A 12,544-nucleotide genomic window follows, 5' to 3' on the forward strand; every position below is an offset into this window, starting at 1 on the left:
TTTTAAAATGGAGATTATTTACTTTTTCATATAGAATAGATTGATACATAGAGAGAGAGAAATATTGCTGGGAGTTGAACGGAAGTGTATTGCCATCATTGCGATAAGAAACGAACAGACGATGCAGTTTATTGCAGTCAATGCGGTAGGCAGCTTGTTTTTGAAGATGCTCATTCTGAAGCTGCGGCAAAAGCCGAGTGGACGGAAGACATAGAGGAGACGGCTGCTGCTTTAGATATAGACAATGTGAACACAGTAAAAGAGGTTGCTCTTTTACCAAGCACGCAGAAGAGGATGCGCGGCAAGTATTCGGTATGGCTATGGCTGACACCTACTATTATTGCTATTGCTATGACAGCTCTAGTCTATGCTTACTATGAATATGAGTCAGGAATTAATGACAGAGTTATAGAGTTGCAAACCAAAGGGAAAGTAGACGCAATTGCTGGGAAATATGAAGAAGCATTGGCGTCACTTAAGCAAGCAAGAGAATTTAGACCGGATTACGCAGCGGTACAGTTAGATATTGCAATTGTTTCTCACGCTTTGGAGCTTGAGCTAGCTATTAGAGATGCAGCTAAACTATTGGAAGATGAGAAAAATAGTGAGGCGGAGCGTACGTTAGGTCAAATAAAAGATGAGCTGAAGGGACATATTGAGCCCATCTATTCGAAAGTAAAGGAATTGCTTGAAGCGCAAACTATAAAGCTCGAAGTAATCAAGTTGACAGAAGACTATTCACAACTGACGACAGTTGATGCGCTGATTGGAAAGCTTAACATTGCTAACGGTATAGAAAGTGATGGAGCGAAAGTGGTTCGTGAACAAATCGTAGCAAGAATCGTTGAGGTCAGCTTGGAGGAAGCGGAGAGTCTTCTGAAGAGAAAGAATTATAGTGAGGCCATGACTGTGGTTGAAAGAGCATTTGAATTCTCGAAGGAGAATGAGCAGCTGCTTGCAATTGAAAAACGCATTGAGAAAGCCCAACTGCTGTACGAGAAGACGGAACAATTGCGACTTGAGCAGGCTATGCAAAGAGCGGCGGCAGAGGATTTGAAAAATCAAACGGCAGCTGTAGAGGTTGTGAAAGTAGAAAAGACAGTCGACGAGTTCGGCGATCTTACTATAGAAGCTTATTTTAAAAATGTGGCAACGCGACCGATCTATGGGGTTTCCATTAAGTTCATCGTCTATGATGTAAAAGGGGAAGAGATAGGTTCAGTTAAAGCTGATGCAACGCCTAATTACATTGAAGCAGGTGAGAATATGACTGTTACTGCTACCATTTATGGCATACATGATGAGAATACTACCATTGTTGCTGAACCTGTGAAATGGTATTTGGATTAAGGGGGCGATGAGATGAGTAAGCGAATATGGTTTAGTGTCATCACATCTGCTCTGGTTGTATGTGGAGGGATAGGGGCTGCTTTGGCTATTCATGCAAAAGCCCCACACAAGCTGGTGGGCAAACCAATGCTTGCTGTATCGGATAAGGAAAATGCAAAGTCACTAAAGGATATTATTTTTGAGACGCAAAAGCTTGTTGTTATGATTGAAACGGATGACGGTTCGCAAGGCTCTGGGTTTCTGTATAACTTAGAGGGGGATTTAATTACGAATGCGCATGTCGTCGCAGGCTCAAAGCATGTGAAAATAAAAACGGCAGATGCCCGTGAGCTTGAAGGTGAAGTAATCGGGATTAGCTCAGAGCCGGATATTGCTGTCGTGCGAGTGCCGGATCTCGCTGGTACAGAGCCTTTGCAGGTTGCCCTTGAAGAGAAAGCTGATGTAGGTGATGAAGTGCTCGCTGTTGGAAGTCCGCTCGGCTTTCAGAATACCGTTACAACGGGCATTATTAGCGGTTTAGGCAGAAGCTTTGAAATTGAGCAGTATAAGTATTCGGATCTTTACCAAATTTCCGCACCGATTGCACCTGGTAATAGTGGCGGGCCTCTAGTTGATCGTAAAACGGGAGCCGTGCTTGGTATTAACTCCGCAGGCATGGATCAAGGCTCTATAGGCTTCAGCATTCCGATTGTAAATGTACTCACAATTGCGAAAGGCTGGTCGAAGGTGCCGATGGAAACCTTGCCTGATCTAGTACAGCAAGGTGAGACAGGCGATAATCAAGGGAAGACTTCCGTTGAAGAGTTTGCGGATTACCTCGTAACCCATTTTTACGATAGCTTGAATAACGCCGATTACGTGTACGCCTATTCACTGCTTGGCGGTAATTGGAAGGAAGGTACAACCTATGAGAATTTTCGAGAGGGCTACAAGGGTACGCGGAACGTTGTAATCGAGAATATGCACGTGAATAAGAGCGGAGATAACAAAGCTATAGTCATTGCAGTGATATCTGTGGATGAGCGGACTGCTGGTAAATATGTGCTTAGTAAATACCAGGTTACTTACGAGGTCGGGTACGAGAATGATCAGTTGAAGCTGTTAAGCGGCAAGGGAAAAGCGATTAAATAATGAATTTATACGATTGATATAGAAGGACGGAAGAATGATCAGGGAAAAACACAGAGCACGATAGAGCCATCCAAAGGGGACGGGTCATCGAGCTCTGTGTTTTTTTAATATATAAGAATTTATAAGTTTTCACATTATAAATGTGCTTATATATCACCGCGAAACGAATGCTATTGCCGAAGAGGACGGCGACAGCCGTTTACGCTTGTTGGATACTTAAAAGAGATGCCCTCCAGCTCATGCTTCGTGATCCTCTTCTCTCAGGAACGGTGAAAAGATGAGTTGGAGGGCAATAGAATCATTTGGTTGAACGGGAAAGTTGAGCAGATTTGATGGAATGATACGGCCATTATATAGAAGTTGATAGCTATTTCTACCCCAAATTGGCACACCGCCAACCGATAGGATTTCACCATTAAAGGAGAAGCGTACAGCACCTGTTTCAGCCAGAGCTTGATAAATAGTTAAGCCTGGACGGAAGGGAATAATATAGGACTGCGTCACATTCGGGTAAGCATTTCCTCCGTTAATGATTACTGACACAACATTTTGCTGGACCGGTGGAAAAGGAAGCGGGAATGGAATTGGGATTGGAATAGGGAACGGAAAGGGTGGTCTAGGTGGTGGGAATGGTCCTGGTCCAGGTGGGAAGTGACCAGGGCCTGGAGGGAAGGGACCAGGACCGGGATGAGGTGGATGCGGGAACATGCCAGCGGGTCCCATGCCACCGGACCCCATGCCACCGGGTCCCATGCCACCGGGTCCCATGCCGCCGGGCCCCATGCCACCGGGTCCCATGCCGCCGGGCCCCATGCCACCGGGTCCCATGCCGCCGGGCCCCATGCCACCGGGTCCCATGCCGCCGGGTCCCATGCCACCGGGTCCCATGCCACCGGGTCCCATGCCGCCGGGTCCCATGCCGCCGGGCCCCATGCCACCGGGTCCCATGCCACCGGGTCCCATGCCGCCGGGCCCCATGCCACCGGGTCCCATGCCGCCGGGTCCCATGCCACCGGGCCCCATGCCACCGGGTGGTGAAGGGAATATCATACGCGGACCGCCGCAGCCGCAGTCTCTGCTGGTCCGTGTCGGTTGCTGCTGGTTTGCAACAAATTGTTGTTGGTTATTATAGCCATAAGTATAGTCCATGCTCGCACTCAGTCTCCTTCACGAAACAAAATAGGCTTTTTCCTCATGTATCCTATGCGATATTTGCCTATCCGGTGTTTGGGTTAGAGCATGAAAGTTTATTCGAATGTGAGTGGCGATTTTCATTGCTATATAGAAGTGTGTTTGAGACCATAAGCACGATTTCGGAGCTTACAGGTACTGCAGGGGGCTCGAGTGAAGGACTTAAGCACGGTTTTCGAGCTTACAGCGCTGATATTGCTTGTTTTCAAGCACAAAAGGTGTCTGTAAGCCCAATTTTGGAGCCTAAAGTCAATTTGGGACGCTCGAGTGAAGGACTTAAGCACGATTTCGGAGCTTACAGTTTTCACTTGGCTTTGGAGGAACCAACCAACCAACCAAGCATACTGGATGGTTCATGTGTTCACGAACGTACCCAATGATTGAGCCAATCAGCCCTCCCTGCTAGATAAAAAAAAGCGGTGCCGCCTCATAGGAGAGGGCGGCGCCGCTTAAGTGAAGAAGTATTATTTTACAGCTGCTTCGTAACGTTTGCTAACTTCATCCCAGTTAACTACGTTCCAGAAAGCGGCGATGTAGTCAGGGCGTTTGTTTTGGTAGTTCAGGTAGTAAGCGTGCTCCCAAACATCAAGACCTAGGACAGGTGTTAAACCTTCCATGATCGGGCTGTCTTGGTTAGGCAGGCTGTATACTTTCAACTTGCCGTTTGCAACTGCTAGGAAAGCCCAGCCGCTGCCGAAACGAGTTGTTGCTGCTTTAGCGAAATCAGCTTTGAAAGCATCAAAGCCGCCAAGCTCGCTTTCAATTGCTGCTGCAAGAGCGCCAGTAGGAGCTCCGCCAGCGTTTGGTGCGATTGTTTCCCAGAACAAGCTGTGGTTAGCATGTCCGCCGCCGTTGTTGCGAACTGCAGTGCGGATAGCTTCAGGAACGCTTGCAAGGTCACCAATCAATTCATCGATTGATTTGTTTTGCAATTCAGGAGCGGATTCCAAAGCAGCGTTAAGGTTGGTCACGTATGCGTTATGGTGACGACCGTGGTGAATTTCCATTGTAGTCGCATCGATATGCGGCTCAAGTGCGTTGTGTGCGTAAGGCAATGCAGGTAGTTGGTGTGCCATTATTAAAAACCTCCTAATAATATGTAATTATTCTTAACCATTATCCCTCATCGTCAAACATAAATCAACATTATTGTTTCAAAAGTATAGTTGCAACTTATCTCACCAGACCAACAATAGGGTATCACAGGAGCAAACATATTATACGAAATTAACGCACAATTATCATAAATTTAACATAAAAAGAGATTAAATGAATGTAAGCGCTTAATATAAAGCGTTATCAAGAGTAAAATGACGATTTCTTTGATTTTTTTACGAAATATTAAAGAATTTAGCAGGATTTCGTTTAAATTTGTCGTAATATAAACTAGATGCAGCACATGACATGGTATAGAAGGTGTAATTAAATGAATGTTCGTTCCTTCCAGTTATCCGACTACAGACCAATTACAGCACTACTTGAAGATGTACTTTCAGAAGAGTGCTACGAACAAACGATGGAGGCCTTTGCCCGTCAATTGTCATGGGATAGTGATTTAGTTCTAGTTGCTGTCGAACATTCAGAGATCGTGGGCATGATTATCGGGACGATTGATAATAACACAGGTTATTATTATCGTATTGCCGTTTCTCCTCTCCATCAAAGGAAAGGGATCGGTAAATCACTGGTACAGGGATTACGCCAGCGTTTCGAACAACGTCGTGTTACAAAGATATTAATTACCGCGGACGAGCACAATGAGCCTGTTTTACCGCTGTATGAGTCGATGGGATATGTTGCTAACGACTTTTTCAGATCCTTTCAGAAACTGAGCATTGTAGCGGGTTAACGCGAAATTTTACTGCATTATTTTTATGCGCAGGGCATATCTGCATCGCCATTGCTTTTGGCGTTGAGATATGCTTTTCTTAAATTATAAGGGGTTATAAGTGTAAACTTATAACCCCTTATAATTCACCGCGAAACGAGCTTTGCCTCCAAGTATGGCGACAGCCGTTTACGCTTGTTACTATACACATGTTTGGGGAGAACAGGATGGAACGATATCAGCACTGTGTTATCAAAAGCTTTAAGCATGACGGTCATATTCATCGTACTTGGCAGCAAAATTGGTTGGTTCCAACTGATCTTCTGGTTTCTGAACATAAAGTGGAGTCGATGACAGTCCTTATTAATCGCCAAACTCCTATACAAGAATCTGATGGTAAAGTATGGATTAGTCGAGTGCCGGCCGTTTCCTTTTTTATACCAGGCCAATGGTTTAATGTCGTAGCTTTGCTTGAGGAAAATGGGATTCGTTACTACTGCAACCTTGCTTCGCCTCCTTATTTGCAGGGCGATGTGTTGACTTATATTGATTATGACTTGGATGTCATTCGAACAGCGGATGGTGGACGATTCATTGTTGACCAAGATGAGTATGACATGCATAAAGCGATGTACCATTACCCGAAAATGGTTGATGACAAGGTACGTGAAGGTTTAGACGCGCTTCTGCTGCGAATCGATCGGGGAGAGTCACCCTTTCAAGATAAATTTGTGAATTTATATTATGAGGATTGGCTAAATACATTCGGTGAGGTGGAAGAATAAGTATGCCAACCAAACATTCATTCGAGTGGCGCACTGAGCTGGCAGACTGGTTGAAAACACTAGCTTCTGCTTTTGTAATTGTAATGATTGTACATTTTTTTATTTTCAACTTATCTACTGTAGAGGGCCATTCAATGGAGCCAACCTTGACGGAGAAGGAATGGCTGTTCGTTAATAAAATAGTATATTTTGTCGGTGATCCTAGGGTTGGGGATGTCGTGATTTTGAAAGAGCCGAAGAACGGTGATACTGATGAGAAGCTTCTTGTAAAAAGAATAGTCGGTGTAGGCGGTGATCGGATTGAAATTCATAATCAGCATCTGTATCGAAACGGCCAGCAAGTGGATGAGCCCTATACCGATTCATTAATTGAGGATATGAATTATGGACCAATTGTTGTCGATAAAGGGCATTATTTTGTAATGGGCGATAATCGCCATGCTCATGCAAGTCTGGACAGCAGAAAGTTTCACGCCGTTCCGGAACAATTAATTCGCGGACGAGCGGATTATATTTTGTGGCCTTACAAGCAAATGAGATCGTTGTAGCAATTAGGAGGTCAAATAGCTTATGACTGACCGTTGGGCAAAGCTAAAGGAAGAACTGCAAGGAGCGGCATCGAGCCTTGGTATTGATAAAATAGGATTTGCCTCTGCAGATATGTTCGTTTCCTTAAAGCAGATCTTGCTTCGTCATAGAGAGCTTGGCTATGAATCGGGCTTTGAGGAGTCTGACATTGAGAAACGGACAAATCCCGCTTTATTATTTCATGAACCGCAATCCATCATTGCCATAGCCATTGCCTATCCGTCTAAGCTAACAAATCCGCCTAAGTCGGAGCCTGGTGCAAGACGGGGGATTATGTCACGTTCCGCTTGGGGCGATGATTATCATGCGGTGCTGCGAGATCGGCTGGGCAAGCTAGAAGCTTGGCTGCGTGAGCGTTATCCTGAGCTGCGCGTGGAAAGTATGGTCGATACAGGTGCTCTATCGGATAGAGCAGTCGCGGAGCGTGCCGGTATTGGCTGGAGTGCTAAAAACTGTTCCATTATTTCACCTGAGCTAGGTTCATGGATGTATCTCGGTGAGATGATTACCAATATACCTTTTAAGCCGGATGAGCCAATTACGGAAGGCTGCGGCTCCTGCACGAAATGTATTGATGCTTGTCCTACAGATGCGCTCGTTGGTCCGGGACAACTTAATTCAAGCCGCTGTATTTCCTTTGTAACACAGACGAAGGGAATGCTTTCGGATGAGTTTATGCGCAAAATCGGCAATCGTCTCTATGGCTGTGATACGTGTCAAACGGTATGTCCGGTTAATCGAGGAAAAAATTGGACACACCAACCCGAGCTGCAGCCTGATCCTGAGCTGGTTAAGCCGCTGCTTGTTCCCTTATTAACGATGGGTAATCGAGAGTTTAAAGAAAAGTATGGACGCACTTCCTCCGCATGGCGCGGCAGAAAGCCGATTCAGCGCAATGCTGTCATTGGTCTTGGCAATTTTAAGGATGCTAGTGCTGTTCCCGATCTCGTTCAAGTATTAGAGCAGGACACTCGGCCCGTGCTCCGTGGAACGGCAGCGTGGGCACTTGCTCGTATTGGTGGAGAAGAAGCCAAGGCAGCTTTGCACGCTGCTTCCTCTAAAGAGAGTGACGAGGAAGTAATGCTAGCAATAGATAATGCCCTTGCACAGTTTGGCAGCAGTGAGATTGAACCGCAGGAATAGAGGCTGAGGGACTACTGCAGCATTCTTTTCAAATATATGGTTGAAGAAGACAAGCTGTTCGTTGCGAACAACGACTGAACATGCTAATATATATGACATTATAAACAGCTATAGATTAGAGAGGGTCAGGTGATTATTTTGACGTGGGTTAACATTGTCATTCCAATCGTAACACTATTAGCCGGAGCGGTAGGCGGCTTTTTTATCGGGGTATATTATTTGCGGAAGCAGCTTGAGAAGATGCAAAATGATCCAGAAATGATTCAAAAAATGGCCAAACAAATGGGCTATAATTTAAACAAGCAGCAGATGCAAAAAGCACAGCATATGATGAAAAACCAAAAAGGACCACGCAGATAAAAGCAAGGTTGTAGGAAACCGGAAAGGGTGTATGGAATGGCGGGAAGAAAAGATTACGTCAATTCAAATGTAACGGACAACCGGGAGCAAATTGAGCATCATGTTAAAGAGATATTGAGGCTGATAGGCGAAGATGTGGAACGCGAGGGTTTGCTGGAAACACCAGCTCGCGTAACTCGGATGTATGAGGAAATTTTTGCTGGATACGAGGTTGATCCTCGTGAAGTGCTAGGCGTAACGTTCGATGAACAGCACGAGGAGTTAGTTATCGTTAAGGACATCGTTTATTACAGTCAATGCGAGCATCATATGGCTCCGTTTTTCGGTAAAGCGCATATCGGATATATTCCTAGCGGAAAAATAGCGGGACTAAGCAAGTTGGCACGACTAGTCGAGGCTATTACTCGTCGTTTGCAGGTACAAGAGCGAATTACTTCTCAGATCGCAGATATTATGACGGAAGAGCTAACACCTCACGGCGTTATGGTAGTAGTGGAAGGCGAGCACTTGTGCATGTGTGCGCGTGGTGTGAAAAAATACGGCAGCAAGACGGTTACATCAGCCGTCCGCGGTGAATTCCGCCAAAACGCAGCTCTTCGTTCTGAATTTCTTGCCCTGCTAAAACAATAGACAAGCTATTGGAATGTAAACGCCTCATAAGCAGATAACACTGCTTATGAGGCGTTTTGCTGTTGCTGCTCACTCTCTTCGCAATTAGAAGGGTAACCATACAAGCCTACGGGCTTCCTCGAACCGTTCATTCACATAAGGCCAGTTTACGACGTTCCACCAATCCTTGATATACTCTGGGCGCTTATTCTGATGCTTCAAATAGTAAGCGTGTTCCCATACATCAAGCGCGAGCAAGGGGATTACATCCCACTGAGATAAGTTTTGATGCTTCTCAGCCGTCAATATTTCGAGTCGTCTGCTGCGCGGACTCCATACGAGAATAGCCCATCCGCTGCCTTCTACCTTGGCGGCCGCCTCGCTAAACTGTTTTTTGAATGCGGCATAGCTTCCAAAGTCATTGATGATCTGCTGACCGATCGTACCAGTAGCATCACCGCCGCCCAAAGGTGTCATGATATCCCAGAACAATGTATGCAAATAATGGCCTGCCCCGTTAAAAGCAAGCTCTCGTTCCCAATGTTTGACGAGGTCGAAATTTCCGGTTTCGCGTGCGATTTGCAGCTGCGTCTCTGCTTTATTTAAACCATCTACATAAGATTGATGATGGATATCGTGATGGATGCGCATCGTTTGTTCATCGATATAGGGCTCAAGTGCATCATATTCATAGGGAAGTGGAGGCAGTGTATGTCCACCGATTGGAACCTGTTGAAGCGGAGTGCGCTGTTCTCGGTTGCCAGGGCTGTTCACTGCTTGTCGGTAAGCACTCATTAATCCAAGATAATAGTTCGATTCACGGATCGTGTGAGAGATAATCGTTCTAGCCGTAGAGGAAGTTGCCGCAGCCGGGCTAAAATCAGCGAGCTGAGTTAACTGCTCGATGTAGGCTTGTGATTGCTGAAGCGCTGCATCAACAAGCGCTTCAACGGTTTGCTCCGCATGGGAGGGGAGACGGGACGGGTAGGGCAACCACTCGTCAAGCCATTGGTTGGCATAATGAGCGGTATGTGAGAAGACTGGCTCCCATGATTGGAGCAGTTGAACATATTGACGATCCAGACTGGGAGCGGAATGCAAAATAACAGCCGTATGCTCCTTCTCTTGCAGCTTCCAATGACGGATGAGCTCCATCACTCTGACAGGCATTAGCGTTCCATAAATAAAAAGCACGGACATCGCCTCCTTTTATCTGAGCAAGTGCATCTAAGTTTAGATGTATTCGTTGCTCGGAGGGCTTATGTCGTGCTTTCGAATGAATGGGTTTTATTGTTGTATTTATATTATAGTTCTCTGTTTGCTTGAAGCTGTTGATCGACTTGACTTAAAAATAAAGCGGCTCTTTGAATATACTCTCCTGGATGAACTTGAAAAAGCAATTCGTGCTTCCCGTCAGGCACAATCCAAGAGCGGGAGAGAGGGTTTCCTTGATCCGCCGCAACGGCTTCAGCTGTTTGGTACGGAGCCTTCACATCGTTTGTGCCATGCACCACGTAGAGTGGTATATCATATTTATTCGAAATGACTTCGTCCGCAGGGATAGAACCGAAGCTCGTTCCTGTCCACAGAGGAATCATAGATTCAATAATGGGCAGCGAGAACGAAGGAAGAGCTACGTACTGATTAAGATTATCAAAGAGTGCTTCTGGACTTGGGATAAAAAGACTATCGAGAATCATCGCATCAATTTCGTCGGTGAGGAGTGCTGCTTGCAGAGCAGTCCCGGCACCCATTGAGAAGCCCCACACCACGATGTCCTCTGCGCCGCGGGACTTTGCGTAGTTAACAGCAGCGAGCAACTGTTGTGACTCCTCGTGGCCTCCAGTGGCCGGTGCTTTGTATTGCTTTGATGCATAGCCATAATCGAATAATAATATATTATAATTCAAGCTGTGAAGCAGCTTGGAAAGCTCATACATCGGTACCCAGCTTTCCTCGCGATTTGCTCCATAGCCGTGGCTGAATACTACGGTGCGAGGAGAGGAAGCGTCGTTATATTCCTTATCCGTTGGAATGAACCAGCCGCTAACCGTCGTTTGACCACTATTACTAGCAAAGATGACATCCTCGTAATCTAATCCGATAGCTGCTTTCGGATTGGAAGCCAGAGGAGCGACGTAAGGGTAAGCGAGCATCCAAGCGACATAGCCATGAAAGATTACGACTCCTAGCAGGCACAATGCCGAAAGGGCGGCGATAAAAGCGACCAACAAATGTTTTCCGCGGCTCTTTGATTTTTTTATAACGAAGGTGTTGTCTGACTCTGTAAAGGGAAAGGGCTGCATCGGTGTCAATATAGTTGTACTCATATCATCGTTGTCCTCCTCGGTATGAATCGTCCAGCAAGAACGAGTCGCCTGTCTAGTTGTAAGCGCTTTATAATTATGTTAAGGAAGTTATTTGAAAACAGTCTTGTATGACTTTAGAACTTATTTCAGGATGATAATAAATTCACGATTTCACGATTTATAGATGAAGCGTTTCTAGTACTTTTATCGTAGTCCTCACCCGTTAGCCTGTCAATTGATGTCGATTAAATGTTAAACACCTGTAATATAAATGTAACGTAACGAACTTATCTTTACGATTATGGAAGCTATGAGTTATACTAGATGAGAACGGGTTTCATTGGATGAAACTTAATGGAAGGAAGGTGCAACTGCATGGAGGAAGGTAAATCGACGGTTCGCGCAGTAGATCGAGCGCTTGATATATTGTTATGTTTTACTTCGAAAACAGACTGGGCGATGACGGAGATTGCTGAACATGTTGGCTTGCACAAAAGCACGGTTCACCGAATGCTTGCCACTTTAGAGGACAAAGGCTTCGTAGAACGTGACAGAGCAACAGATCGCTATCATTTAGGTCTAAAGGTGTGGGAATTGTCCGCAAACCTATCACGAACAGATGATCAAGCAACAATTTGGCTGCCTGAAATGGAACGACTTCGCGATCGTCTCGGAGAGACGGTTAGTATATATGTAAGAGACGGGTCAGAGAGGATCCGCATTCAAGCGGTGCAAAGCAATCAACCTGTTCGTCGGGTGGCGCCTGTAGGTGTAAGGCTTCCGCTTTATGCAGGCGCGTCCAGCAAGGTGCTGATTGCTTATTCGGAGCCGCTTGTACAAGAAAGTATTTTTGGAGATCCATCATGGCTGTATTCTATCGACCTCGATTATTATAAGATTCAACTGGATGAGATTGTTGCACAAGGTTATGCGACGAGCTTTGAAGAACGTGAGCTGGGAGCGGCAGCGTTGTCAGCTCCAATTTTCAATCGCACAGGTAAAGTAGCCGCAGCACTGTCTGTATCTGGTCCAGCCAGCAGGATGACCATGGAGACGATGCGCGAGTATGCACCTGTAATGATGGAATCGGCTAAGCGGATGGGAACGATGATTTTATAGTCACTTCATAGAAAAAAAGCAGGCCCTGGGGTTAACCCCAGGGCCTGCTTTTTTATTTTGTTACATGAAGATGTTATCATGTAACACATTTGAACTTACTATTACATGTTTGCGATCATTTGACGAAGTAC

Annotated in this window: 14 protein-coding genes; 10 read left to right on the forward strand and 4 right to left on the reverse strand. The window is 45.7% G+C overall.

The annotated features are described in order from the left end of the window. Nucleotides 1–84 precede the first annotated feature (84 nt). On the forward strand, nucleotides 85–1,350 hold the full coding sequence (locus AC1DWN_RS04125) for an FxLYD domain-containing protein (RefSeq protein WP_477557670.1): 1,266 nt from the start codon (nucleotides 85–87) through the stop codon (nucleotides 1,348–1,350). Between the two features lie 12 nt (nucleotides 1,351–1,362). After that, nucleotides 1,363–2,481, forward strand: a complete 1,119-nt coding sequence (locus AC1DWN_RS04130; protein ID WP_477557671.1) for a S1C family serine protease — start codon at nucleotides 1,363–1,365, stop codon at nucleotides 2,479–2,481. Nucleotides 2,482–2,718: 237 nt separating this feature from the next. Here AC1DWN_RS04130 and AC1DWN_RS04135 read toward each other — a convergent pair whose 3' ends face one another. Then, nucleotides 2,719–3,630, reverse strand: coding sequence for a hypothetical protein (locus tag AC1DWN_RS04135; RefSeq protein WP_477557672.1), 912 nt, complete (start codon nucleotides 3,628–3,630; stop codon nucleotides 2,719–2,721). A gap of 125 nt (nucleotides 3,631–3,755) precedes the next feature. Here AC1DWN_RS04135 and AC1DWN_RS04140 point away from each other — a divergent pair, with 125 nt between their 5' ends. After that, nucleotides 3,756–4,052 (forward strand): hypothetical protein, encoded by a 297-nt coding sequence (locus AC1DWN_RS04140; protein WP_477557673.1) that lies wholly within the window; start codon nucleotides 3,756–3,758, stop codon nucleotides 4,050–4,052. Nucleotides 4,053–4,136: 84 nt separating this feature from the next. On the opposite strand, the gene AC1DWN_RS04145 is transcribed toward AC1DWN_RS04140, so the two are convergent. After that, on the reverse strand, nucleotides 4,137–4,748 hold the full coding sequence (locus tag AC1DWN_RS04145; RefSeq protein WP_477557674.1) for a superoxide dismutase: 612 nt from the start codon (nucleotides 4,746–4,748) through the stop codon (nucleotides 4,137–4,139). A 350-nt stretch (nucleotides 4,749–5,098) separates the two neighbouring features. Here AC1DWN_RS04145 and AC1DWN_RS04150 point away from each other — a divergent pair, with 350 nt between their 5' ends. From AC1DWN_RS04150 to folE, 6 genes are all read left to right on the forward strand, one after another. Continuing rightward, complete coding sequence (locus tag AC1DWN_RS04150; RefSeq protein WP_475812427.1) at nucleotides 5,099–5,521, forward strand: GNAT family N-acetyltransferase; 423 nt, start codon at nucleotides 5,099–5,101, stop codon at nucleotides 5,519–5,521. 206 nt (nucleotides 5,522–5,727) lie between these two features. Further along, nucleotides 5,728–6,285, forward strand: a complete 558-nt coding sequence (locus AC1DWN_RS04155) for a DUF402 domain-containing protein (RefSeq protein WP_477557675.1) — start codon at nucleotides 5,728–5,730, stop codon at nucleotides 6,283–6,285. A gap of 2 nt (nucleotides 6,286–6,287) precedes the next feature. Next, nucleotides 6,288–6,833 carry a signal peptidase I gene (gene lepB / locus AC1DWN_RS04160; RefSeq protein WP_477557676.1) on the forward strand — a complete coding sequence of 182 codons (546 nt, stop codon included), beginning with the start codon at nucleotides 6,288–6,290 and terminating at the stop codon, nucleotides 6,831–6,833. Between the two features lie 22 nt (nucleotides 6,834–6,855). Next, entirely contained in the window at nucleotides 6,856–8,016 is a 1,161-nt protein-coding gene (gene queG / locus AC1DWN_RS04165; protein ID WP_477557677.1) for a tRNA epoxyqueuosine(34) reductase QueG, read from the forward strand. Nucleotides 8,017–8,154: 138 nt separating this feature from the next. Further along, entirely contained in the window at nucleotides 8,155–8,376 is a 222-nt protein-coding gene (locus AC1DWN_RS04170) for a YneF family protein (RefSeq protein ID WP_477557683.1), read from the forward strand. A 36-nt stretch (nucleotides 8,377–8,412) separates the two neighbouring features. Further along, a complete protein-coding gene (gene folE, locus AC1DWN_RS04175) occupies nucleotides 8,413–9,006 on the forward strand; it encodes a GTP cyclohydrolase I FolE (RefSeq protein ID WP_477557678.1) in 594 nt (197 codons plus the stop codon). An 84-nt stretch (nucleotides 9,007–9,090) separates the two neighbouring features. On the opposite strand, the gene AC1DWN_RS04180 is transcribed toward folE, so the two are convergent. After that, nucleotides 9,091–10,179, reverse strand: coding sequence for a Fe-Mn family superoxide dismutase (locus AC1DWN_RS04180; protein ID WP_477557679.1), 1,089 nt, complete (start codon nucleotides 10,177–10,179; stop codon nucleotides 9,091–9,093). 110 nt (nucleotides 10,180–10,289) lie between these two features. After that, nucleotides 10,290–11,315: an alpha/beta hydrolase gene (locus tag AC1DWN_RS04185; protein WP_477557680.1), complete on the reverse strand. Its 1,026-nt coding sequence runs from the start codon at nucleotides 11,313–11,315 to the stop codon at nucleotides 10,290–10,292. 354 nt (nucleotides 11,316–11,669) lie between these two features. Between AC1DWN_RS04185 and AC1DWN_RS04190 the strand changes: the two genes are divergently transcribed. Continuing rightward, a complete protein-coding gene (locus tag AC1DWN_RS04190; protein WP_477557681.1) occupies nucleotides 11,670–12,413 on the forward strand; it encodes an IclR family transcriptional regulator in 744 nt (247 codons plus the stop codon). Nucleotides 12,414–12,544 lie beyond the last annotated feature (131 nt).

Source organism: Paenibacillus sp. P4_A7, assembly GCF_056402455.1.